22 protein-coding genes are annotated in these 25754 nt (G+C 42.4%); 11 read left to right on the top strand and 11 right to left on the bottom strand.

The window, feature by feature from the left end; genetic code table 11:
* Nucleotides 1-50: 50 nt before the first annotated feature.
* The 7 genes from PR795_RS00170 to PR795_RS00140 form a co-directional block, all read right to left on the bottom strand.
* Nucleotides 51-1433: an amidohydrolase family protein gene (locus PR795_RS00170; RefSeq protein ID WP_006661216.1), complete on the bottom strand. Its 1383-nt coding sequence runs from the start codon at nucleotides 1431-1433 to the stop codon at nucleotides 51-53.
* Between the two features lie 53 nt (nucleotides 1434-1486).
* Nucleotides 1487-2437, bottom strand: coding sequence for a carbamate kinase family protein (locus PR795_RS00165; protein WP_006658092.1), 951 nt, complete (start codon nucleotides 2435-2437; stop codon nucleotides 1487-1489).
* Between the two features lie 74 nt (nucleotides 2438-2511).
* Entirely contained in the window at nucleotides 2512-4074 is a 1563-nt protein-coding gene (locus tag PR795_RS00160) for a hypothetical protein (protein ID WP_006658091.1), read from the bottom strand.
* Between the two features lie 157 nt (nucleotides 4075-4231).
* Nucleotides 4232-5647 carry a DUF1116 domain-containing protein gene (locus PR795_RS00155; protein WP_272516539.1) on the bottom strand — a complete coding sequence of 472 codons (1416 nt, stop codon included), beginning with the start codon at nucleotides 5645-5647 and terminating at the stop codon, nucleotides 4232-4234.
* Nucleotides 5647-7197 carry an acyl-CoA synthetase FdrA gene (fdrA, locus tag PR795_RS00150; RefSeq protein WP_006658089.1) on the bottom strand — a complete coding sequence of 517 codons (1551 nt, stop codon included), beginning with the start codon at nucleotides 7195-7197 and terminating at the stop codon, nucleotides 5647-5649. The genes PR795_RS00155 and fdrA overlap by 1 nt, the downstream gene beginning before the upstream one ends.
* Entirely contained in the window at nucleotides 7187-8041 is an 855-nt protein-coding gene (locus tag PR795_RS00145; protein ID WP_272516538.1) for a DUF2877 domain-containing protein, read from the bottom strand. The genes fdrA and PR795_RS00145 overlap by 11 nt, the downstream gene beginning before the upstream one ends.
* Before the next feature lie 87 nt (nucleotides 8042-8128).
* A complete protein-coding gene (locus PR795_RS00140; RefSeq protein WP_006658087.1) occupies nucleotides 8129-8734 on the bottom strand; it encodes an ankyrin repeat domain-containing protein in 606 nt (201 codons plus the stop codon).
* Nucleotides 8735-9335: 601 nt separating this feature from the next.
* Here PR795_RS00140 and PR795_RS00135 point away from each other — a divergent pair.
* The 3 genes from PR795_RS00135 to PR795_RS00125 all read left to right on the top strand — a co-directional run bounded on the left by PR795_RS00135 (nucleotide 9336) and on the right by PR795_RS00125 (nucleotide 11839).
* Nucleotides 9336-10271 (top strand): LysR substrate-binding domain-containing protein, encoded by a 936-nt coding sequence (locus tag PR795_RS00135; RefSeq protein WP_006658085.1) that lies wholly within the window; start codon nucleotides 9336-9338, stop codon nucleotides 10269-10271.
* 234 nt (nucleotides 10272-10505) lie between these two features.
* Nucleotides 10506-10652: a hypothetical protein gene (locus PR795_RS00130; protein ID WP_181480108.1), complete on the top strand. Its 147-nt coding sequence runs from the start codon at nucleotides 10506-10508 to the stop codon at nucleotides 10650-10652.
* The gene (locus PR795_RS00125; RefSeq protein ID WP_036968274.1) at nucleotides 10649-11839 is read left to right on the top strand and encodes a cyanate transporter; all 1191 of its coding nucleotides are present in this window, start codon (nucleotides 10649-10651) and stop codon (nucleotides 11837-11839) included. Before PR795_RS00130 ends, PR795_RS00125 begins: the two co-directional genes overlap by 4 nt.
* Before the next feature lie 42 nt (nucleotides 11840-11881).
* Here PR795_RS00125 and PR795_RS00120 read toward each other — a convergent pair whose 3' ends face one another.
* Nucleotides 11882-12322 carry a PACE efflux transporter gene (locus tag PR795_RS00120; RefSeq protein ID WP_006658082.1) on the bottom strand — a complete coding sequence of 147 codons (441 nt, stop codon included), beginning with the start codon at nucleotides 12320-12322 and terminating at the stop codon, nucleotides 11882-11884.
* Nucleotides 12323-12419: 97 nt separating this feature from the next.
* On the opposite strand from PR795_RS00120, the gene PR795_RS00115 reads away from it, so the two are divergent.
* From PR795_RS00115 to PR795_RS00085, 7 genes are all read left to right on the top strand, one after another.
* Entirely contained in the window at nucleotides 12420-13301 is an 882-nt protein-coding gene (locus tag PR795_RS00115; protein ID WP_006661207.1) for a LysR family transcriptional regulator, read from the top strand.
* Between the two features lie 207 nt (nucleotides 13302-13508).
* Nucleotides 13509-13700: a hemin uptake protein HemP gene (gene hemP / locus PR795_RS00110; RefSeq protein WP_006661206.1), complete on the top strand. Its 192-nt coding sequence runs from the start codon at nucleotides 13509-13511 to the stop codon at nucleotides 13698-13700.
* A 341-nt stretch (nucleotides 13701-14041) separates the two neighbouring features.
* A complete protein-coding gene (locus PR795_RS00105; protein ID WP_006661205.1) occupies nucleotides 14042-16045 on the top strand; it encodes a TonB-dependent hemoglobin/transferrin/lactoferrin family receptor in 2004 nt (667 codons plus the stop codon).
* A 25-nt stretch (nucleotides 16046-16070) separates the two neighbouring features.
* Nucleotides 16071-17120, top strand: coding sequence for a hemin-degrading factor (locus PR795_RS00100; protein WP_006658078.1), 1050 nt, complete (start codon nucleotides 16071-16073; stop codon nucleotides 17118-17120).
* Nucleotides 17121-17135: 15 nt separating this feature from the next.
* Nucleotides 17136-17957 (top strand): heme/hemin ABC transporter substrate-binding protein, encoded by an 822-nt coding sequence (locus PR795_RS00095; protein ID WP_006661204.1) that lies wholly within the window; start codon nucleotides 17136-17138, stop codon nucleotides 17955-17957.
* On the top strand, nucleotides 17954-18955 hold the full coding sequence (locus tag PR795_RS00090) for a FecCD family ABC transporter permease (RefSeq protein ID WP_181480110.1): 1002 nt from the start codon (nucleotides 17954-17956) through the stop codon (nucleotides 18953-18955). The genes PR795_RS00095 and PR795_RS00090 overlap by 4 nt, the downstream gene beginning before the upstream one ends.
* A gap of 3 nt (nucleotides 18956-18958) precedes the next feature.
* A complete protein-coding gene (locus PR795_RS00085; RefSeq protein WP_006661202.1) occupies nucleotides 18959-19738 on the top strand; it encodes a heme ABC transporter ATP-binding protein in 780 nt (259 codons plus the stop codon).
* Between the two features lie 37 nt (nucleotides 19739-19775).
* On the opposite strand, the gene PR795_RS00080 is transcribed toward PR795_RS00085, so the two are convergent.
* A complete protein-coding gene (locus tag PR795_RS00080) occupies nucleotides 19776-20693 on the bottom strand; it encodes a bestrophin family protein (RefSeq protein ID WP_006658074.1) in 918 nt (305 codons plus the stop codon).
* A 499-nt stretch (nucleotides 20694-21192) separates the two neighbouring features.
* Between PR795_RS00080 and PR795_RS00075 the strand changes: the two genes are divergently transcribed.
* Complete coding sequence (locus tag PR795_RS00075) at nucleotides 21193-22134, top strand: ATP-grasp fold amidoligase family protein (protein WP_006658073.1); 942 nt, start codon at nucleotides 21193-21195, stop codon at nucleotides 22132-22134.
* A gap of 61 nt (nucleotides 22135-22195) precedes the next feature.
* Here PR795_RS00075 and PR795_RS00070 read toward each other — a convergent pair whose 3' ends face one another.
* Both PR795_RS00070 and prpR read right to left on the bottom strand, forming a co-directional pair.
* Nucleotides 22196-23338 carry an MFS transporter gene (locus PR795_RS00070; RefSeq protein WP_006658072.1) on the bottom strand — a complete coding sequence of 381 codons (1143 nt, stop codon included), beginning with the start codon at nucleotides 23336-23338 and terminating at the stop codon, nucleotides 22196-22198.
* A gap of 608 nt (nucleotides 23339-23946) precedes the next feature.
* Complete coding sequence (gene prpR / locus PR795_RS00065) at nucleotides 23947-25554, bottom strand: propionate catabolism operon regulatory protein PrpR (protein ID WP_036968266.1); 1608 nt, start codon at nucleotides 25552-25554, stop codon at nucleotides 23947-23949.
* Nucleotides 25555-25754: the final 200 nt, after the last annotated feature.

Genomic DNA, 25754 nt, shown 5'->3' with positions numbered 1-25754 from the left:
AATATTATAGATCAATGTGTTATTAACTACGCCTATATAAACAACGGCTCTCAGCCTAATGACTTTTCAACTGCACCACTGGCCAAATACCCTTTATGGAACGCAGCTTGCCTTGGAGAGATACGCGCAACCGCCTCTGCTGAGCAAGAGGCATCCACCAGCACAAAACTGGCATCATCGCCTTTTGCTGGCCACACTTGCTGGCCCTTTTCATCCAACGGCAATACATTGCCCGTGGCGATGGCAAGGGAACGAGATAATGCCAACTCATCCGGACGCGTGTACAACTGCGCATATAAGTTGGCTTTTTCTAACATATCCCCGAGACCAAATGGCGACCAGTGATCAATCACACTGTCAGTCCCTGTCATCACAAACACACCATTTTTATTCAGCGTTTTTAATGGCATATGCAATGTCCCGATAGGCACGGTCGAGGCTATAGTGATCTGCTGCTCAGCCAAGCGTTTTGCCATCGCATCGGCATCTTCAGGATTTAACATGGCTAATGCAAAGGCATGACTAATTGTCACCTTGCCACGCAAGCTTCGGTTTTCATCCACCGTTTTTATCATATAGTTGATAGCGGCAAGTCCTGCCGGGCTTGTCTCATGCAGATGGATATCAATCCCTTTGTTATAATCCAGTGCAATCTGGAACATCGCATCAAGGGATTTTTCCATCGCCCCATCAACATTGGTCGGATCTAGCCCGCCCACATAGTGCGCCCCCGCTTGCATCGCTTCTCGCATCAAAGGGACTGATTTTGATAGCAGTAAACCATGTTGAGGGAAAGCCACAATTTCACAGGTGAGATCTTGCTGACGTTTATCCAACACCGTTTGCAGTGCTTCAAGGTTTTTTAATCCAGAAACAGGTTCAATATTGCAATGACTGCGCGCGATGGTCGAACCATGGGATTGAATCAGATCGATCAATGCATGCGCTCGTTCCTGAGTGAAAGGCTGCAATTCAGGCAACATTTTCTGCTCTAACGTGATCATATCCATAATGGTTTTACCTTCACGGGATTGCGGTGCTTGCCAAGGTCCGCCGTAGAAGGTTTTATCCAAATGGATATGCATATCTCGAAATGCAGGCAGCATCAATTTACCCTGTGCACTATAGGCATTCAACGCTGAGTTAGGATGCTGCTTGTTAGGTAAAACCGCCACAATTTTCCCATCATTAATCTCGATGGTTTGTAACGCAGTTTGTGTCCCAATCACCGTACTATCACGGAAGTTAAAGCCCGTTTCCAGTAATGCATCATCTAAATAATAATGCTTATCCTCAATACGAGAAACACCAGATTGCGGTACATTTTGTGGCGCTGCTCCCGCAGACATCGCTCCTAATAATGTACAAGCGGCTACCACTTTTGCACTCGTGGTCAGAAATTCTCTTCTGCCCGACAATTGTTCTACATCCATAGCAACTCCTTATCATCGATAATTCGACCTCATATCGTGAGGTCGAGTGAGACTCAGCCTTGAATAATGTGGGTTCCTGTTTCACCGCGTAACGCCGCAGGCAGCGCTTCAGGAGTCGTGATAATCACGCGCTTACCGCCATTAGCGATAAACGATAAACTGGCTTCGATTTTCGGTAGCATGCTCCCCGCAGGGAAATGTCCTTCTGCCATATAACGCTGCATATCCGTCGTGGAAGTTTCACCAAGCGCTTTTTGTTCCGGTTTGCCAAAGTGAATACACACTTTTTCAACGCCCGTGGTGATGATCAAAATATCGGCATTCAACTCTTTAGCCAGCAATGTCGTCGATAAATCTTTATCAATCACGGCATCCACACTTTGATAACCACCCCGTCCATTATTCACCACAGGGATCCCACCACCACCCGCCGCCACAACCACATAATCATGTTCGGTCAATGTGCGAATGGCCGCTGATTCAATGACACGCTTCGGTTCAGGGGATGCCACCACGCGGCGGTATCCACGTCCCGAATCCTCCACAAAATGCCAGTCTGGGTTCTCCTTTTGCAACAACTCAGCTTGCTCTTTGCTGAAAAACGCACCAATTGGCTTCGTCGGGGCAGCAAAGTTAGGGTCATTCTTATCCACTTCGACTTGAGTCACGACAGTTACCGCTTGGCGATGCTGCTGCTGAGCTAATACGTTAGTAAGTGCTTGCTGAACTAAATAGCCAATTCCCCCTTGAGTATCTGCTACACAGTTAGCCAGAGGTGTTAACGGTAGGCCTTCCGTCACATGAGCGATTTCAGCGCGACGCAAATCCAACCCTACCTGCGGTCCATTACCGTGAGTCAGCACAATATTGTAATTACCTTTAAGCATATCGCTGATGTGCTGAGCCACTTCTTGAACTGCTTTTTCTTGAGCTTCAATGGATTGGCTGCTGTTATCTTTAATAATACTGTTGCCCCCGATGGCAACAACCACGAGTTCTTTCATGATTAACTATCCTGATACCGAAAATTTGGCAGAGAGTGGGCGTACTGAGTACACCCACTATAAAGATTGGCTTATTACGCTGATTTGCTAAGCTTTTCAGCTTTCTCAGCTTGTTGCTGCTCCACCGTTTGGCGACCATCTAAAAAATGTTTGATAACAAACAAAGCGGCCATCATGAGGTATGCGTAGACAAACATCAATGTTGATCCTGTCGCAATGCCCACTGCAGGAGAGTGAATGATACCGAAGAAGACCAAAACCGCACCGACTGCTGCTGCAATCGCACCACGTAACGGTTTATTTAAGATAGCAAAGATAGCAATACAGCCCCATAACATACTCGCCAGTGGTGCACCGTTACCTAAATGAACAAGACCTTGATAATAAACACCTTTGTGTAATAAAACTTCCGTACCAATGGCACTTGCAGATGTCCCTGCAGCCCCCATCACGCTATTGACCATCGTCAATGCCCAGTTAGCTATCCATGGGAACAGACAGATGAAAATGACGGGTACTTCAATTTTCGGCGTTTCTCGAACAACTTGGTTTGCGGTCACGACCCCGATAAACACCAAGATAGGCACAATCGCAGTCATTGGGATCACCGCTAACATAAATGCTCCAATACCAAATAGCGGTACGATGAACATCGTGATACCGGATGCCAAGGTGTAACCGACACTCGCGCCCATGGCTTTCCAACCAGCATGTCCAACATAAACAGTGACTGGGAATGGGTTACCCAGTACCACACCCACCGTTGAAGATAAGCCGTTTGCTAACATCACCTTGCGTGTGTTGTACTCGTCACCTGCGGCATGAGCACTTTCAATATTTTCAAGGTCGAAGATATAGTTAGCTAAGCCTAATGGTACTGCGGATGCTAAGTAAGGCAGTGCATGAGGTAAACCTTGGAAAAAGCTATCCACATGAATACTTGGCGGGTTAAAGCCAAATGATGCCATGGATGCCGTAATCGCTTCGGGGCTTTGCAACCCAGAAACCCACGCCAAGACTGACCCCGCGATAAGCAGTAATAATCCGGTAGGAATACGTGCAAAAATAGGTTTTTTACCAAACCAGTTAATGAAAATTAACAGCAGGACAATAAAGGAAACCGTTGGTGCTTCGAAAGCTTGCAACATCGGGTTCATTGCCAGTAGCAGTAATCCAAGACCTGATAGGCAAGATAATAAGACGGTGCGAGGGATCATTTTACGGATGGTTTCACCCAAGAAAGATCCGCCCACTAAAATCATCGATTCAACAAAGCACCAAACCAACGCGATTTGCAGCGCAAATTCAGGATCTTTCGTGGTTTGATAAACCGGCATGATAACTAAAAAAGTGACCGTGAAGATAGAAGGTGCACTTGGACCTGATGGTAATGCTGTGACGTCAGTTCGCCCTGTTTGCTTAATCATTTGCTGACCAAAGTAAGCGTAGCTCACACTGGCAAGTAATACTGCAAAACCAAATGCAGGGGCAATACGACCATAAACAATTTCCGCTGGGATGCCGACAACAAAAATCAGTAAGCCCATCATGGTGAGTAGGTTCGTGAGGTTATTGGTCATCAAACCAAAATAAGCCGCCAAATCACCACGTTTCCATTTAATATTTAATAGACTCATATTCTTACTCCCATTCCCCTCACACCATAAGCAGCACGTTGTTGACGGTCTATCTCTTATGCCACTGAATAATTCAGGGAATGCGTTGCTTTATTTTTATCGCCCGACCGAAATCGGGCATTATTTTTTGCTTAGTTAATATTGAGCTAAATAACAACTAGGCATATTGTTTCGCGTAAGAAAGCATGGCTTTTTCGAAACAATCAAACGGAGGATGTACAATTCCTGCCCCAATCATTCCGATACCCGCATCTTTATGCGCGATAGCTGTGTTGATCACCGGTAGAATCCCGCTTGCCGCAACTTTCGTGATATCAATCGCTGTCGGGATGCCCATAAAGCCCAACAATGGAATCGTCACGTTCGGGTTTTCGCCAAGAGTGATTTCTCGCATTTGGCGAGAAAAATCGACCGCTTCCTCAACCGTTCCCCCGACTAGCGCTACGATAGCCGGTGCCGTTGCCATCGCAAATCCGCCAATACCGTACGTTTCCGTAATCGCTGAGTCACCAATATCCAGCCCCGAATCTTCCGGTTTATACCCTGCAAACATCGGACCGATAACTTGCTGTGAAGGTCCAGTAAACCACTGTCCTGGTAGCCCACTAATACGTAAGCCAAACTCATAACCATTACGAGCCATGGTCGTCACGACTGTGCTGTACTCGATACCGTGCGCTGCATCCATTGAAGCTTTACACATTGCCATCCATGTTGGACCTGAGAAATAATCGCTACTTGCAACGAAATCAAAGACTTCTTTTTGCTGAGCGGCCGAGAAATTGGTTTGAATAATCCCCGTCGTCAATGCTTGGATCAACAAGGTTGTTCCCGCATTATTGCGGTTGTGACATTCATCACCCATGTGTAATGCTTGCGCTAGCATTAAACGTAAATCAATTTCACCGACGATTTTCATCGCATCGCGCAACATAGGTCCCAGAACATCACGCATCCAATTTAAGCGGTCAATCACACTTTGGTCATTGGCGCCCATACGTAAAATTTTTGCCATCTGTTCACTCAGGTTGGTGAACGCTCGGTTGCCATAGGTTTTGTTTTCAACGATATGCATAAACATCGATGCCGATGTCACACCCGCCATGGAACCCACACAATCATGCTCATGGCATGGGGAGAAAATGATCTCGCCAGAACCAGCTACACGCTCTGCATCCGCCAAATCTTTCGCAAGTCCTTCAAAAACGAGCGCGCCCGTCACTGCCCCTTTCATCGCGCCACACATATCCTGCCAAGCCACTGGAGGACCCGCGTGTAGAATGGTGTTTTTCGTCATACCCGGAACCACATTAATCGCTTGGTCGTAGCCGATTAATACAGGCTGAGACTGAATAATGCGTTCAAGAGCTTGCGCATTCGCTGCGGCGATTTTCGCTTGTAACGTGGCATTACCTTCAATTTGGTCAAGCGCACGGATCACAGCTACGTTACCTTGACCTGGCGGCGTCCAGTTCAATTGAGTCACCGGAACGTGCTGTTTTTTCAGATCATCACTGAACATTTCAATGCCAATATTAATTACGTTCAATGGTTGTTTAAATAATGAAGTCATTACGCTTTTTCCCCTTTCCAAACAAACTCACGTCCTAATAAACCTGTATTGGTGCTGCTACTCGCCCAGATCACGCCTGCATCAGTCAGCATCTTGACTTGAGCATCCATCGATGGCGTATCTTGGTCAGTGCCCAATACATAACCGAGGATCACCAGCTCACGACCATCCTGTTTTGCTATTGATTTGGCGGCTTTGATAGCCTCAATCATCACGCCAACCGGATCTTCGTGAGAACCAAAACCAAGCACAAAGTCCATCATGATCACGCCAACTTCCGGATCACGGGCTTCTTGCAGTAAACGTTCAATACGGTTTGTTGGGTCAATCATTGGGTGTGGCTTACCATTGGTAAAATCATCATCACCAAAGTCTAGGAAGGTATGAGCAACACTTTTGTTGATATCTTTTAAGCGATAGTCAGGGTTAGGTTGAATATTACTGTAAACATCATCGTATTTTTCTAACGCCGCAAACATCGCTTCATCACACAACGTTCCGCCGCAGAATAAACCACGAATGTATTTTTGTTCCGGTTTCAGTAACTCTCTCACTTCATCAATTAAAGGTAGATTGAGAGGATGGAGGTCTAAATCTTCTTTGCGAATACCCGTCAGCAACACGGCTTTCAGTGCCGCTTCTTTGGTACCTTGAGCAAATGTTAAGCCTGGTTTGTCATCCGGTAATGGCTGGCTACCTAAGAAACAAACCACCACTGGTTTATGGCATTTTTCTGCTTGTTCTAACACTTTCTTGGCAACCATAGGTGCTGGTGGCTTCGAAATGAGTACAATAACTTGGGTTTCATCATCTGCATCCAGCATTTTCAGTGCATCAATCATCATGATGCCGCCAATTTTTTCACTCAGATCACGGCCCCCCGTCCCGATTAACTGGGAAACACCAGCGCCAAATTCATGAATACGTACGCTGAGTTCTTGGCTTCCTGTCCCTGATGCGCCAATAATCCCGATGCTACCGCGACGCACATTGTTACCAAAACATAACGCGGTACCATTGATGATCGCCGTCCCACAGTCAGGTCCCATCATCAATAAACCTTTATGGCTAGCGAGCTGTTTTAGAGCCAGTTCATCTTCAATCGAGACATTATCGGAGAACAGCATCACGTTAAGATCATTTTCAAGTGCAATACGCGCTTCACGTGCTGCAAACTGCCCATTCACCGAGATAATGGCTAAGTTAGCCTCTGGAATATGCGTTTTTGCTGAATTAATTGTGGCGTACTTGGCTTCGTGCTGACCGCCACCTTGGTTTTTCTTATTAAAAAGTTCCTCGATGGCAATAAGTGTTGCGTCATTTGCATCTTCACTTGGGCCTTTAATTACTATCATTAAATCGCCGTTTTTTGCCTCTTCTAATTCAGGTGTTAATAAACCTAAGTTTCTTAAAACACCTTTATTCATTTCTGTTGCCATCGCCACGAATGCTTGTTCAACATTTTCCAGTTGGTTTGCCTTGGTGGAAATAGACATTAATGATACGGAATCAAAATAGGTATTCTTCTTTATGACAACTTTAGTCGACATGTGTTTCTCCGAAATAATGGGTCAGAAACAGCGCATCACGAATGCCAAATAGCATGTCGCAACCTGAACTGGACCCGATATTTAAAATCTCTAAAATTTTTGGATAAGTATTTTCGTTTCGCCCATCCACTAAACACTGGATGAGTTGATGCATGTTTTCGCGGTAACCTTGATCTAGCGCTTTTTCTAACGTAATGGCACTGATGGGTGTTGTATTCCCTTTGCTGTGTAAAATTCCTTGATAAAAGCTGATATAGAAGGAATTCGCAGGGTGATTTTTCAACAACAAAAAGGCCATCAATCCGACTAAATAGTCATCCCCAGACGGTGTTAGCCCAATCCCTAGACCAATAAACTGACTCACAATATTGGCTACTTCTGACGACTGTTTATTCATTAAGGCATTAATTAAACTAAACCGTAATTCATTTAATTTTTTGGATGATTCAAGATAGAAAAGATTATTCCCTTGATAATTAAAAAGAGAATGGGTTCTTTTATTTAAAATAGAATCTATTTCATTAAACTTGGATTTCAGAAAAAACAAATAATCCTTATCATTTATTTTTTCAGCAACAAAATAAATAGTAGATGGTTTCCATGTCGTACATAATAAAAATGAAATCGCATAATTCTCACCAATATGAATTTCATTATTTAAAATAAAAACTGAGTCACCTACATTTATTTTACAAGATAAAAAGTCCTTATTAATTAATCGGCAGCTATTCGGTGCATTATCAATTTGAGAACTGAGCAGTGTATAAAGCTGATGATTAACCGAAAAATTAATTGCTTTATTAAATACCTGCTCTATGCATCCCGTTAATTGTGGCTGATGCAACAGATGAAGAAAATGCGCGTCAGCCGTTAGCCCATAAATGATTTGCCGCTGAGATTGATCGTTGTTCACAATCCCCCTTAGGGATGGCTATGCACCCGCTGCAATCAATAATTCAGCAATCTCGTGATAACCCTTTTCTTGTGCTAACTCTAATGGTTTTTTACCATATTTATCAGTCATGTGTGGATTAGCACCGTGCTCTAATAATAGTTTCACAATCTGCTGCTGCTTCTCACCACCGTCATTAAGTACGATGGCTTCAAGTAAAGGGGTCCAACCAACGAAGTTGGTATGATTGACATTAATCTCGGTGTGTTCCAATAGTTCACGGACAATCTCAACATGCCCTTTTTCACTCGCTGGCGTAATCCCTACACCACCAAAACGTGTTAACAGATCCAAATTAGGATTAGCCGGTAAAACTAAGCGTAATAATGTTAAATCATTATTCAGGCAGCTTAATAAAAATGGATTAAAACATGTTTGGTCTTGTTTATTGATATCTGCTCCAGCATTAATCAGAAAAGAAACGCACTCATAATGCTGATTTAAACTCGCATTCACAATCGCCGTTCGACCTTGGCGATTAGTGCTATTAATATCAACACCTTTTTCAAGGCAATTTTTCAAAATATCTAATTGACCTTGTTCCGCTGCTTTAAGAAAATCTTGAATGAGTGTACTTTCTGTCATAGCGCTCTCCACACTTAGCTATTTTAAGTTTCCAGATAGCCAGTTTAAATATGAATTAAAGATTATTGAGAATGGTTAGAGCATAGCAATTGCCATTAATAAATAGAATCCATTTAAATTTAATTCATCAATCGGCCGTCTAATTATTGATTTAAATTCAACAATCAACCATTTTTGTGCGGAAAAGCACCCTTCACCGACCTTTTATGATGTTTTTTTGTTTATTTAATAGACAATTTAACCAAGTTATCTTGTTAATTGATTTGCCAATTTATTCTTTCTTCAATTTTGTGATGTGCATCAAATCAAAGGTTTTAAAATTGTTAACATTGTGATTTTTATGTTTATTATCTCGATAAAATCGAATACCTTAATCACAATTAAATTCAATAATATTAAGTATTTTGGATATAAACAGTCATTTCATTAGTTGCTTTTTGTCATGACATAAATTAAATACTGTTAAAGCGCGAAAGCAGATATGCTATCCCGCCTTCGCTTATCAAAAACAATCAATAAACAGTCTATTTTTTAAGCTCTTGAATTTTATTCACAGAAACAGCGATTTCGGTGAATTTTCGCACACGATGGAATAATCTACATGAACTCGATATTTACTGAAGAGAATTTATTGACCTACACCACCGCCGCTAAATTTGCCAGCTTCAGTAAAGCGGCTGAAGAACTCGGCATTACCACATCCGCGGTGAGTTACACGATAAAACGCATCGAAACCTACTTAGACGTCGCGCTATTTATTCGCGATACGCGCAATATTGAGTTAACCGAAGCAGGATACTATTTTTATCGCAAAGCGACTGATCTTCTGAATAACTTTCATTTGATTAAAAAAAGCATCGACTCTATTGAGCAAGGCATTGAAGCTCGCGTTCGTATCTGTATTAATCAGTTGATCTACACCCCTTACCATACGGCAAAATTACTGCAAATTTTAAAAAAACAGTTTGGTACTTGCCAAATTACAGTCACCACCGAAGTCTATAACGGGGTTTGGGATGCCATTATTAACAATCATGCCGATATTGCGATTGGGGCGCCGGGTACACTCATGGATGGCGGAGGTATTGATTATACGGAAATTGGCGCTATTCACTGGCAATTTGCCATCGCATCCAGCCACCCTTTAGCCTTAATGCCGGAACCCATCGCGGAAAGCCAATTACGTCTTTATCCAAACATCATGGTGGAAGATACCGCCCACACGATCAATAAACGTGTTGGCTGGTTGCTTCACGGACAAGAAGCTATTCAGGTACCTGATTTTAATACCAAGTGCCAATGCCAAATTTTAGGGGAAGGCATCGGTTTTTTACCCGACTATATGGTGAAGGAGCACGTTAAAAACGGTGTTTTAGTCACCAAACAAATTCAAAATCCAAGGCAGGATTCTCATATGCTACTAGCTACACAGCACTCCGCAACAGGGCTAGTCACACAATGGATTAGAAAAGAGTTTATGAAAAATGGCATTTTAGCTGAGCTTTATAGTGATTTGCTAAAACCCATCGCGAACTAATGTTGCTCCCCTGTACACAGACCATCTCTGATGAATCAAAGGTTTTCAGCAACACGACGTGACGTAATGAATTCATTCAATTAATCCCCTGAATTGAGCTATTTGATTTTTAAATATCACGGTTTTTTGATTGGATTAAAGGAAATAATAGATTCGATGGACATGCTTGAAATGGCATCGTGTAAGCTCGCCCATCACCGTATTTGAATACTTGAAAAGTCAGGTGCACAAACTATGCTCGATAAACAATTTTTACAACGCATAATTACCCTTGCCGCGGATAATGTGGCAGAGGGTAGACGCCCCTTTGGTGCCATCATCGTGGAAGATGAAACACAGTCTGCCTTATATCGTACACGGTGGCAGCGACACCATTCATGAAAATAAAAAAATCACTTCCCGCGTCTTTTGGTTTGACCCTAACGATTGCCCTTGTCGGGATCAATCTGCGCCCATTTATGACGGGACCAGGTCCAGTCATCGACAATATCATTCAAACAACAGGAATGAGCTATCAGAGTGTTTCACTGTTAACACTGCTTCCTATGCTATTGATGGGGTTTGGTGCCTTGATAGTGCCTGCCTTAAATCAGAAATTAGGCGATAAGCTAGGTATTAGCCTCGCGATGTTATTTCTACTCGTCGGCTCTCTTTGTCGATTATTTGTTTCTGATGCGAATGCATTATTACTGACAGCATTCTTATGTGGTATAGGGGCTGCCTATATTCAAGCCGTTTTCCCCGGATTGATAAAATTTTCATTCCCGCAAAAAATGGCAACAATGACGGGGCTATATTCCGCAACATTAATGGTAGGAGGCGCACTGGGTGCTCAATTGACGCCACTGATTACACGCCTTTCTGGAAGCTGGCAGAGCGGACTTGCATGGCTCTCATTTCCAGCCTTACTCGCCTTGATTGCCATCATCGTGAATATCCGTTCGTCAAAAATGCCCCATGCCACAACGCAGCTCAGTGTTTTTAATTATCTTAAGCAACCTCGAGCGTGGTTACTCATGGCGGGATTCGGCTTAGTGAATGCAGGTTACGCAACGGTAGTAACGTGGCTGGCGCCTTTCTTTCAACAACAAGGATTCAGTGCAACGGAAAGTGGTTCGCTGGTCGCTATTTTAACCATTTTCCAAGCCGCAGCCGCGCTGATGATTCCGGTGTTGGCTTCTCATAATATTGATCGCCGTTTTTGGTTAACCGTCACACTGGTGAGCCAAGCCTGCGGATTTGCTGGGTTAATTCTATTTCCTAACTCGTTACCATTACTTTGGGTCGGGCTTCTGGGGTGCGGGCTCGGTGGCTGCTTCGCCTTAACCATCATTGCCTCTTTAGACCATATCGCTCACCCTGCCAGTGCCGGTGTCCTTACCGCCTTAATGCAAGCGGGCGGGTTTATTATCGCAGCATTTGGACCTTTAATTGCCGCCTCATTGCAGCAATTTAGCCACAGTTTCACCCCAGTTTGGCTACTCCATTTTGTTTTAGTGATCGTTACATTACTGCTATTTTTACGCTTGAATCCCAAAGGATATCATCGGATTTTTAGTGTCAAATAACCCTAATAGATAAGGTGATGATCCTGCAATCATCGCCTTGTCTTATGCAACGGTTTCGTCCTGCGCCAACGCAGATTTTGGCAGTCCGAAAATTTTGTCAAATGCCCAATTAAAGAAGAAAGTATAAATTGGAATAAAAATAATCAGTGCAAAATCAAGAACTAATGCCTGCCAAAGCGATACTGATAACCACCACGCAATCAGTGGAATTAAAAATACCACCAGCGTCAACTGAAATAACACGGCATGGGCAAGACGGCGTCTAAAGGTTCTAATTCTGGATTTTTGTTTGGACTCCCAATATTCAAATGCCACATTGAAAACAAAATTCCAACTCACCGCTATCGTCGTAATCACTAATGCTAATGGTCCTGTCGTTCCCGCCGAATTACCGGAAAGCAATGCCAATCCCAACGATGAAATCATCCAACCAATCACTTCGTAGCTCGTAATAAAAACCACTTTACGTTTAATGCCCTGCATCTTTTATCTCGCCTTCTGTTTACTGAAAGCTAGTAAATTAAATCAACATTAATGATAATAAAAGTCAGCTACTATCAATAAAACTGAAAGGTGAGATATGCCATTTAACAGCGAAAACCTCATGATTTTTTTAACTGTACTTGATAAAGGCTCCTTTTCTGCTGCGGCAAGAGCACTACACCGAGTCCCTTCTGCCATCAGTATGGCCATTGCTAACCTTGAGGCTGAATTAGGTTTTTCACTGTTTGAGCGGCATACACGGGAGCCTAAACCCACTGAACAGGCCCTTTCTCTTGCCCCTTACGCGCGTAATATTGTTGATAATTTACGCCAGCTGAATGTGTTCACGCGAGAGCTAACACAAGGGGTAGAAAGTACACTGACGATTGGTGTTGCGGAAGGAATTAATCCCAATGTATTACTGGATGCATTACACACACTGAGCCAGCGCTATCCTTTGATGCATGTTGAACTGATTACCGCCCCTCAGGATGATATTTTGCCGTTATTGCACAGTAAGCGCCTCCAGTTAGCGATTGCTTTTGGCGGGTTATATATCAATGCCCAAGAGCAATTCCAATGTATTGGTTATGAGTCGCTCATTGCCACTATCAGTGCCAATCATCCCTCAATTGAGCATAATCGTGCGCTCTACATCGAAGATCTTGTGCAAACACGCCAAATCGTTGTCGCTAGCTCTCATCACCCAATTAGTGACTGCCGTTCCATTGTTTCCAGCCATTATTGGCGTACTGACAGTTTCACAATGGCATTGGGTTTGGTCAGAAAAGGAATGGGTTGGGGAAATTTACCCACGTCATTAGTTGAAACTGAGTTAAAAGCAGGTTCACTCAAACGTTTAGAATTTCAAAATACACCAAATGGATTAGCACTCCCCATTCATGTAGTGTGTTTAAAAGGTCAAGTACTCAAACGCGGCGCACAAGAATGTATTGAGCTATTAAAAGCCAATATGTAGTAATACTTTTGAGTGATCTGAAGGTCAAGTTCAATCCATCATCAAAAAGCAAAATAACTGCCTATTTGAATCATAAATAGAGTACTCATTTACCATGTAACTCTTTTGTTGGTGGATTGTGAAAATCACTTGATATTAGCAATCTTTTTAAAGATAATAATTATCAATATCATTCTTATTACCAGTAAATTTTATGTGGTGAATAATATGACCAAGCCACTTTCTGAACTTATTGACGAAACCACAAAATCAAGCTCATTGGCAGATTACTCAGTCAAAAATGGGCTGATTGAAAGCCAAAAATTATTAGGTTCATCGGGCAAAATTGCCATTGAACATCGTGGTGAAATTTATCAGTTACGACAAACCCGTACGGGTAAATTAATTTTAACTAAGTAGTTTTTTCGTACTCACAACGCAGTTTGTTTCAAAAATACAATCTATCTCGCAAGCCACCTACGTCATGATACTAGGCAGCCAGCTTAACTCTATACATCAGGACACAGTTTCTTATGGTGTTTATTACGGGCTTTGCTGCTGTAAATCTGGATAACCTCAAGGCGCACTTTCGAACCCTATCATCGCTTATTGGGTTCAAATACCCCTTTTCACCTATTCCATTGAAAGCGTCACCGTCTCAAGACCCTATAAGCACGCCATAACGCTCTGATGATAAAACTATTCTTAATCCTGTATTTCACTCATCAAAGAGTTAATAATTTTTAGGGAGTATCACCTGTATGTCTCAAGTCTTACGTTTATCTGTGCTGGCAAGCGCCCTGTTGCCTCTGATGGCAACTGCACAGACTGAAAAAACACCCGCCAGCAATCACCATGATGTGATGACCGTGTATGCCACGGGTAACGAACGAGATAGTTTCAACACCCCTATGATGGTGACCGTCATTAAAAATGACTCACCAGAAACCAAAACAGCAACTAACGCAAATGATATTTTGCGTAAAGTTCCAGGAATTGCACTCACAGGGACTAGCCGAACTAATGGTCAAGATATCAGTATGCGAGGCTTTGACCGTCGTGGCATTTTGACGCTCGTTGATGGCATCCGCCAAGGTACCGATACCGGACATATTAACGGCACATTCCTTGACCCTGCGCTTATCAAGCAAGTGGAAATTATTCGTGGCCCATCTGCCTTACTGTATGGAAGCGGAGCCATGGGCGGCGTAATCGCATGGGAAACTGTGGATGCAAAAGATTTACTGCGTGAAGGGCAAAATCAAGGATTCCGTGTCTTTACGCAAGGCGCTACGGGAGATCACAGTTTTGGCTTTGGCGGCTCAACATTTGGGCGCACAGAGGATTTTGATGGATTATTCAGCTTTGTGACCAAAGAAGTCGGTGATACCCGTCTTGGTGGTGGCGAGAAGATGGACAATAAAGAAACTATTGCCAATATGCTGGGTAAAGGAACATGGCAGTTGGATGATTCGCAAACCCTTTCAGGACAAATTCGTTATTACAATAACGATGCTTACGAGCCAAAAGATCCGCAACAGCTCAGCGCCAGTAATGATAATAAAAAGGTGAATCGCACGACTCGCCAACGTGATCTTCAAGCAACTTATCAGATTAACCCAAATGATAACCCATGGCTTAACTTGAAAGTCACCCCTTACTATTCTGATGTGAATATCACCTCTAAAGGTAAGGAATCCAACTATGAAGGACGTAGCCAAAAAACCTACGGACTCAAACTGGATAATCGTTCCAATGTCTACGATTTACCATTAGCTGCGCATAACTTCACGTACGGTACCGAAGCTTATCGCCAAAAACAGACACCTTACGCCACAACCACGCAATTCCCTGATGCAGAAATCACATTTGCCTCCGGTTTTATTCAAGATGAAATCACCTTAAAAGATCTGCCTGTGTCCTTTATTTTGGGGACGCGTTATGACAACTATAAATCCACCGCAAAAGGCAACAAAGATGTCAACGCAGATCAATGGTCATCAAAAGCGGCTGTAAGTATTACGCCAACAGAATGGTCCATGCTATTTGCTTCCTATTCCGAGGCATTCCGTGCACCAACGATGATGGAGATGTATAACGATTCCCTCCATTTCAAAGGCGGCCCAATTTCCAACTATTGGCGTCCAAATCCCAATCTAAAACCTGAATCCACCCGTACTGCGGAATATGGTTTTGGCTTACGCTTTGATGATTTGCTCATGGCACGGGATAACCTGCGCTTTAAAGCGAGTTATTTTGATACTAAAGCCAAGGATTATATTAATACTTACGTCCATCCAGACCGCGTTAATTGGGACAATAACTACACCACGTCCATCAATACTAAGCGCGCCAAAATTTGGGGAACCGACGTTTCACTGGACTATACCACTGACTACTTTGCATGGGGTCTTGCTTACAACCACACCGTTGGAATCAATGAACACACTGGCAATGCTATTGAGTCCATTAAACCAGACTCGCTGACCAGTAATCTTTCTATTCCTGTCGCAGACAGCGGCTTTTCTGTGGGTTGGTTAGGTGAGTTCACGACCCATACCGATTTCGATAAAACATCCAAGCTAAAACAACAAGCGGGCTATGCCGTTCATGATTTCTATTTAAATTATCAAGGTAATGGAAGTCTTAAAGGGTTAGATACCAGTGTCGTTTTAGGAAATGCCTTTGACAAAGAGTATTACTCCTCTCAGGGGATTCCCCAAGATGGTCGTAATGCTAAGCTGCTCGTCAGCTTCCAATGGTAATTCACACTACATAAAGGAGAAACCTGTGAATTCAGCACTTTTCGAACGTTATCAACAAGCCAAAGCAGATAATAAAGCTAAGTATGCGAGAGATCTCGCTGCTTATCTAAATGTTTCTGAAGGGGAATTACTGCATAGCCGCGTTGGGCGTGATAAGGCAAAACGCCTTATCATTGATGCGCCAACGTTATTAACTGCCTTGGAAGCTGTCGGTCCAGTCAAAGCCATTACGCGCAATGAATATGTGGTTCATGAGCAAGTTGGACGCTATGAAAACGCAAGATTTAGTCCTCATGGCGGTTTAATTCTTAACCCTGGCGCACTCGATCTGCGCATGTTTTTCTCGCATTGGGACAGTATTTTTGTTTTAACCGAAGACGCTAAGCATGGCGAACGCCACAGCATTCAATTCTTCGATAAACACGGTGATGCACTGCATAAAGTGTATACCACCAATGATACCGATATGGATGCATGGAATGCACTTATCGAAAAATACATGTCCACAGAAAACCCATTGTTAACTGTTGAAAAAGCACAGCCATATAACCCACAACCTATCAGCGATGAGTTAAAACAACAGCTCGAGCAAGAGTGGCGCAATATGACGGATGTTCACCAATTCTTCATTTTACTAAAGAAAAATAACTTAAGCCGTCAGCAAGTCTTTAGTGCAGTCAGCGATGATTTAGCTTGGAAAGTGCCGAATGATTCATTCAATCAGTTAGTGAATACCGCTTTAGCAGATCAAAATGAAATCATGATTTTCGTGGGTAACCGTGGGTGTGTGCAAATTTTCACAGGGAAAATCAAACGTTTGATGCCTCATCAAACTGAAGGTTCTGATATCAAATGGTTGAATATTTTCAACCCAGATTTCACCCTACACATGATTGAAAATGGCGTCGCTGAATGTTGGGTTACGCGTAAACCAACGGAAGATGGTTTTGTGACAAGCCTCGAAGTGTTTGATGATCAAGGCAATCAAATCGCGCAAATGTACGGACAACGCACTGAAGGCACTCCAGAGCAAGAGCACTGGTGCCAGCAAGTTATGTCCCTGCCAAGAATCTAATATTAGGTATTTGTTATGAAACAATGGCTTCTAATGACCATCACTCTGGCAGCTTCTTTTGTTGCCAACGCTGCTGACCGTTTAGTGACACTCGGCGGTGATGTCACCGAAATTGTGTATGCACTCGGTGCACAAAATAATCTTGTTGGGCGCGATAGCAGTAGCTTACATCCAGAGCAAGCAACGAAGCTGCCTGATGTCGGGTATATGCGCATGTTAAATGCAGAAGGTGTACTCTCTCTACGCCCAACATTAGTGCTTGCCAGTGAACTTTCTCAACCTTCAATTGCATTAACCCAAATCGAAAAAAGTGGTGTTAAGGTAATTAAAGTAACAGGAAAGCCGAAATTAGAAGCCATTCCTGAAAAAATTACCACTATCGCGCAGGCGGTAGGATTACCCGAAAACGGGGAAAAGCTCGTCGAGAAATTTAATACTGAGCTCCTCGCGGTACCCACTAGCCCATTAAATAAAAAAGTGATTTTTCTGATGAGCCATGGCGGTGTACAACCGATGGCGGCAGGACAAAAAACCGCTGCCGATAGCATGATAACCGCGGTGGGTGCGCAAAATGCAATGAACAACTTCACCAGCTATCGCCCACTTTCCCAAGAAGGGCTTATTTATAGTCAACCGGATTTAGTCGTGGTCTCTGAGCAAGGGATAAAATCCCTTGGTGGTATTGATAAAGTTTGGGAATTACCAGGATTAGCACTCACTCCTGCTGGCAAAAATCGTGCAATTTTAGTGGTAGATGATACAGGGATGCTGAGCTTCAGCTTAAGCACACCTAAAGTCATGCAACAGCTGAGAGAGGCGTTAGAAAAAAATCAATGAGTCGTTTTAAGCACCCTCTTGTTAAAATCTTTATGTTATTGGTAATACTGGGGGCAGTCACTGTGGCTGCCTCTACAGTAGGGGCGATAAATCTACCGCTAACAACCCTGTTATTCGCACCATCCACCGATCCAGATTGGCAAATTTGGCTCACTATTCGTTTACCCAGAGTGTTGCTTGCCATTTTAGTGGGTTTAGCGCTCGCGGTTTCGGGCGCAATGATGCAAGGGCTATTTCGTAACCCTCTCGCGGACCCCAGTCTTTTAGGGATCAGCAGCGGTGCGGCATTGTGCGTTGCTGCATTTATTATTTTGCCATTTTCATTACCCACATTAATGCTCAGTTACGGTCATCTGGGCGCAGCATTTGTCGGTAGTTTAGCGGTTTCCCTGATCATCTTTAGTCTCAATCGGATATCTAATGGGAATTTGGCAAGACTCTTACTGGCAGGGATCGCCATCAATGCTCTGTGTATGTCATTGATTGGTGTACTCAGCTACATGAGTAATGACCAACAGCTACGCACATTTAGCTTGTGGATGATGGGGTCATTAGGCAATGTTAATTGGACATCACTCACTCTTGCAGCCAGCGTCATTGTTCCCACCAGCTTATTCTGTCTATGGCAAGGTAACGCCTTGAATATTTTACAATTAGGGGATGAGGACGCTCATTATTTGGGGCTGAATGTTGAACGCAGTAAATTTATTTTGTTATTCCTCAGCGCATTATTAATTGGCTGCGCCGTCGCAATGAGTGGTGTTATTGGTTTTGTTGGACTCGTCGTTCCCCATTTAATTCGTATGACGCTTGGACCTGACCATCGATGGTTAATTCCAGGTTCAGCCATTGTAGGCGCTTGCTTGCTATTAACTGCCGACACACTGGCTCGTACTTTAGCCATTCCCGCTGAAATTCCAGTTGGTTTATTAACCGGATTGATTGGCGGCCCTTACTTTTTATGGCTAATACTTCGCCAACCCGCAGGAAGGATCTAACTGATGCCCCCGTTACTCGAAGCCCACAACTTGAGTTATCGTATTAATAATCGAACACTCATCGACGATATCAGCCTATCCATACAGCAAAATCAAATGGTTGTTATTATCGGTCCTAATGGTGCAGGTAAATCTAGCCTGCTGAAATTATTGACTGGCTACACCCAGCCTACTCAAGGTCAATGCCATATCGAAGGTCGATTATTGTCCGATTGGGATCCTCAAGGGCTTGCAAAAAAACGCGCCGTGATGAAACAGCAAAGTCACTTGCAATTTGCTTTCAGTGTTGAAGATGTTGTTGCAATGGGAAGGACACCTTATGGTTCAGAGCATAAACAACAAGCTATTGATATTGCGATGGCTCAGACCCACTGTACCCCACTACGCCATCAAGATTATCGTCAATTATCGGGTGGCGAGCAGCAACGCGTTCAGCTGGCTCGAGTATTAGCGCAATTATGGCAGCCTGAACCAACCCCAGCCTGTTTATTCCTCGATGAGCCGACTTCAGCCCTTGATTTGTACCACCAACAACACAGTTTGCGGCTTTTGCATCAACTGACTCGCGAAAGACCACTAGGCGTTTGTTGCGTATTACATGACCTAAACCTGACAGCATTATATGCCGATAAGGTCTACCTCATTCATCAAGGGAAATTAGTGGTGGCAGGCACACCACAGGACGTGTTAACCACTGAGAATTTAACGCAATGGTATCAAGCGGATTTAGGGGTACAACCTCATCCTGAAACTGCGACCCCCCATGTGTATCTGCGCCATTAACGACAGAAGCCGCAAGCTATAACTTGCGGCTTTACTATCATAATAAATTAAAATATTTATTTGGCTTAGCCGGTGGCGGCAACTGTTTTGCATCAATCATATCAAGGGCATTACGTTCAAGCCCTGTACATAACGCATTCAATGGTAAGCTATTGTCTAATACATCGAATGGATCTTCTAATTGCTCAGCTAATGCATCCCACGCCAAGAAGGTATAGGAAACGAACACTGAGACTAAAGGCGTCATATAATGTAAATCTCCCACCAATGCGAATGGCAGTAACGTACAAAAAAGATACACTGTGCGCTGTAAAATCAATGTATAAGCAAATGGGATTGGCGTATTAGAGATGCGTTCACACCCCCCTAATACCTCTGACAATCCGTTGACATCTTTATTGATGGATTGAAAAAGAACGTCACTAATCAGGTTATTATCCCGTAATTCCCCAACACTAAGACCAATGTGCATCAGGATTCGGCTGGTGGGATATGGGCTTTTAATCACATCTAAGAAAACATCGCGCGGTAACAACCGATATAAATCAACCTTTGGATTTGTTCGTCTGAGTTCGTGATTTAAACTCCAACTAAATGCAATAAGTAAATTAGCAAAGGTGCGGTGTGCTAATGGATCATTCGGTAATAATCCTTTGATGTTTCTTAATATATTACGTTGATTCGTTAATATTGAGCCCCAGAGTGTCCTTGCTTCAACCAAACGGCTATAACAGGCATTATTTCGAAAGCCCAAAAAAATAGCGATAGCTATCCCTAATAAGCTAAATGGCGCTATTGTGAGATGTATTCCTAATTGCTCGTACCATTGATAGATTAAAATAGCGACAATGGACATCATGATATTAAGTGATAATCTGAAGGTAATTTTAGACAGCACGGAACCGTGCCAATCAAACAACCTAAAAAACCAGTGTTGATGCGGGCGAATGACCATAATTGAATAATAATTGAAAGAATAGTTATGTGTGATGATTATCACACAATTCATTTCAGCAATCTATATTTTGATATCATCAGAAATTTAACATTAAATTAACTAAAATTAACTTATTGGCAAAGTATTTAAATATCCTCAATATTTTTACTCTATTTACTGTTCTTAATTACTTTAAGATTTCAGGCATTGACACTATATGATTAATAATTAATTTAAATATAGAATATGAAATAATTATTTAATTTTAAAATTAATCACCCCGAAACTTAAACAGTTGATATACTAAATTGAAATTTAATCATTTGATTTACCCTAAATTAAATTTATATTAAATATCATTTAATTATATTACACCCAAGCAGAATTCTTAAGGAACTCTTAATATTAGCAATGTGATTGCTATTATCATTTAGTCATCATTTAAATAGTGGTTAATATAATCCAAACTATAAAAAAATTAATAAAATACTAATTTATTAAGAATGGTTGCTTGTTTATGAAAAAAACAGAATATTTCCTAAAAAAAATTCGCACATTTATTATGAGTGATAAAAATTACCTAACGAGTAAATTTATCAAAAAATTAGGCTATTACCCCAATTTTAACTCACCGAAAAGTTTTAATGAAAAAGTGAATTTTCGAATGATTCACGACCGAAATCCACTTCATAGTCAATTCGCTGACAAGCTTGCCGTGCGCGAATATGTCACACAGACTATCGGACAAGAACATATCGTGCCGATTCTTGCGACATATCAGCATGTGGATGAAATTGATTTAACCAAACTTCCGCAACGTTTCGTCTTAAAGTGCACTCACGACAGTGGTAGTAGCATTATTTGCACGGATAAATCCAAATTTGACTTACAAAAAGCCAAAGATAAGTTGTCGTTCCATTTAATGAAGAATCTCTATTACATTACTCGTGAACGCCATTATAAAAATATTCCTTCACAAATTATTTGCGAAGAATACATTGATTTATTTGAGCAGAAAACAAGAAAGCTAGTGCCTGAAACTTGCCGTATTCACTGTTTTTCAGGTAAACCCGTTTACGCTGAAATCGATTATACGGATGAGGACGGTACTGAATTTATCAATCTTTATGATACCGATTGGCAGCTACAACCAGTGAGTTTTGGCTACCCTCAAATGTTAGAGCCTATTAATGAACCAACTCAGTTTAGAGAGATGTTAAGGCTAGCCGAAATTTTGGTGACCCCATTTGATTATTGCCGAGCTGATTTTTTAATGGCTGAAAATAAGCTCTATTTTAGCGAGCTCACGTTTGCTCCCAATGCAGGACGCACCGTCATTACCCCGCTTTCTTGGGATTTTAAACTGGGCGAATTATGGGAACAAAAAATTACGACACCCAATATGCTTCACACATTCAAGCCAGAGCTAACACTCGCCAGCCTAAGTAAGAAAAAATAACCATAAAAAAACGCGCTACTGAGTCAAAATAGCGCGTTTTAGTTTTCACTACCAAGTGCAATTAGTTAGCCAAGACGCTCGCTTTACGACGTAAACTTGCGATCAACATATAAATCGCAGTGACTAACAATACAATAAAGAAGAAATTGGTTAGCCCACTATGTTGTTCTAGTAATGTGCCAGCAGCAATCGGTCCCATCGCAGAACCCACACTGTAGCTAAATAACATCACTTGCGTTGCAGCGACAATAAAAGATGAGTCTAAATTATCACATGCTAATGTAATGGCGATGGGATATAAGGCAAATGAAGACATTCCCAGTAATGCTAATGCCACGATCATCACCACGTAATCTGTTGAGATATAAATCATTCCCATCGCAAATACGCCTAATAGTGACACCATCGCCAATAACAATGTTTTGCTCATCATCACCGACAACTTACTGATCACGGGCTGAATCAGCATCCCACCCAAAATGATCGATGCCATCAGTACCCCGACTTGGTCAGTTGTATAGTGATCATTTTTCAGAGACAGCGGCATTAATCCATAAATGGTGCCCATTACAATTCCAGAGACCATGCAGCCCATTATTGCGGGTTTACTTAAACGCGTAATTTGTTTCAATGAGAGCTTCTGGTGCAACCCACATGCAGGTTGTCCTTGACGCACAAGCAATGGCGGTAAAATCGCGACAAGCAACAAACCTAATACAACAATAAATGGCACAACCCCTTGAGTCCCAATAACACCAATTGCGAGCTGACCCAACGTCGTGCCGCCATATAATGAGGTCATGTAAAAGCTTAATCGCTTCGCACGTTCTTTAGGGTTATCGCCAATCAATAACCACGATTCTACCACCACAAAAATTCCCGCCACCGCAATACCTGCGATTAAACGGTTAGGTAACCATGCTTCAATGGTTGGCGTCCATGGCAATAAAATAACGGTAACCGCCAGCATGACGAGAAAACCAATAAAAGAGAGACGGTGACCAATTTTTGCGATCACAGGTTCAATCATCATTGAACCAATCAATAAACCAATATAGTAGGCGCTCGCTAACCAGCCCGCATACTGAGTATCAATATCAAAGCTGCCCATCGATAGTGGGATTAAGCTCATCAGGTAACCAGATGCAATAGCAAACAGGGTTAAGCCTGCAACAGGTACAAAGGTATTGTCGCTTTTACGCATTAAAATGGTGGACTCTTTCACGTCCCACTCTCCAAAAATAAAATAAATACTCTGCGCTGCAAGACGTCGGTCATGACGATAGCAATATTCACAAAAATGAATATACCTTAGCGACTAGTGCAGTGATGAAATTAAATAGATGAGGCTAATTTGAGCGCAATATAGATCTTTCATCGAGGGAATGACAATGAGAAAAACTAATGATGACTAGTAAATTTATTTATGTGAGAAAAATCACGTTTTTTTATGCAGTAACCCCCCCTAAAAAATCGCCATAAAAACAAGCAAACCATTTATTATCAATATGATAAGATAATCCCAAAAAAAATCCCTATTGTTACTTTTTGAAACACAACTCCCTGCTTCAGTCCCATCTTTCAAAATATATTTATCGTTTTTTTTAAAAGAAATTTATTCAAAACTAATTTAGCTAATTAATTAGCCTCAAGTTTATCAATATACTTAATTAGTGGTATTCATTATTTATAAATTATTATCTTGCTTTAATAATTGTTTTCTAACTCCAAGTTGTCTCCTAACTAGTTCGCGCTGTAGCAAGGCGGCAAATGAACTAATCCCTAGGAGCATACACTAGTATGTGACTAGGGTTAGCGAGTGAAGCCAACACAGATAGAGCGTGAACTAGGACGAAGACGGCGCCACAAAGTAGTTCGGCTAATCCCTAAATACTCCGCCACCGCCTTACGATCGCCATTAAACCTTGCCATCACTTGCTCTAGCGACTCTGTTGTTTGTTGACTAATTGGGGGTGTAGACACGGCACGCCTTTCTGGAGATAGCATCATTAACATGTCTGGATTGATGCTTTTATCCGCATAGGCGCTGCAATAGAGCGCAACCCGCTCCATTAGGTTACGTAGTTCCCTAACATTTCCTGGCCAAGAATAGGCAAGTAGAAAATCTCGACAACTGAGCAATTGCTGAACTCGAAAAGCAGGAAGTGGCAGTTGCAACCCTGCGAAAGCTAATTTTAATAATCGTTCTGAAAGCATGAAAATATCATCACCTCGTTCTGATAGTGCAGGGACTTTCATACGAAGCACACCTAAACGATAAAAGAGGTCACTTCGAAACCTTCCTTCTGCTACCCATTTATCCAGATCACAGTGGGTTGCACAGATCACGCGCACATTGATCTGCAAGGGGCGGTATCCCCCAACTCGCACCACTGAACGTTCTTCTAACACACGTAATAAGCGAGTTTGTAATGCGACTGGCATTTCTCCAATTTCATCAAGAAACAGCGTTCCGCCATTCGCTAGCTCAAATAAACCTGCTCGCCCGCCACGACGAGACCCCGTAAAGGCGCCCTCTTCATAACCAAATAGCTCAGCTTCCAGTAATGTTTCAGGAATCGCACCGCAGTTAACGGCAACAAACGGCATTTGTTGCTTACTTCGTTTTTGTTGGTTAAATAAACTGAATTCATGATGAATGGCTTGTGCCACCATCTCTTTACCTGTCCCACTTTCCCCTTGAATGAGCACCGTCGCATCTGAACGAGCATATAACATAATCGTTTGGCGGACCCGCTCCATTGCGGGCGATAAACCGATAAGGTCATTAATCGTATGCCTAACTTTTGCCATGTTGAGCTGCGGATAATTTGCTTGGTTAAGTACATGTCGATGAGACATTCGGCTAAGTTCAATGGCATCAGAAAAGGCTTGCCGAATAGTTTGTGTAGAATAGACGAAAATACCCGTCATCCCCATTTCTTCGGCAAGATCAGTGATAAGCCCGGCTCCCACCACAACATGGATCCCCATCGCTTTCAAAGACTTCAATTGTGCTCGAGCATCTTCTGCCGTCACATAGCTTCGCTGCTCAATCTGCAAACAAAAATTTTCTTGGAACTGTTCTAAGGCAGGCATAATTTTTTGATAACTAATGATCCCAATTTTATCGCTAATTTCTCGCGCTTTAGCGAGTGCTTGCATCACATCAAACCCATTAATGTTAACGATAATCACTGGGACAGAAACATGGCTTTTTAAGTAAGCCCCATTAGATCCAGCACTAATAATCGCATCACAATGCCCCTCTTTTAGACGGCGACGCACTTCTTCTACAGCTTGATCAAAGCCGATATTAAGTGCCGTAATATCGGCTTGCGCGCTAAATTCGGGGCTAATATCACGAAATAGCGTATAAAGGCGAGATACTGAGACGGTCCAAATAATCGGCTTTTCCATTTTTCTCCTCCGCAATACTGCGCTTTACGATGTTTCAATTTTGTTTCATGTAACAATATGGTGTTTCAATGAAATACACCAATTCATTCACTCAATAGTGACTCTTTCATCACATAAAAACAGATTATTTTTATCTAATTGATATATAACAATTAATAATATTTTTTGTATTTCAGGGCAGACTGGCACATCAATTGCTA

Origin of the sequence: Providencia sp. PROV209, assembly GCF_028479485.1 — a bacterium.
GTDB classification, from domain to species: Bacteria; Pseudomonadota; Gammaproteobacteria; order Enterobacterales; family Enterobacteriaceae; genus Providencia; species Providencia alcalifaciens.
Note: the sequence above shows the minus strand (reverse complement) of the source record. Positions and strands in the feature narration are given on the sequence as shown.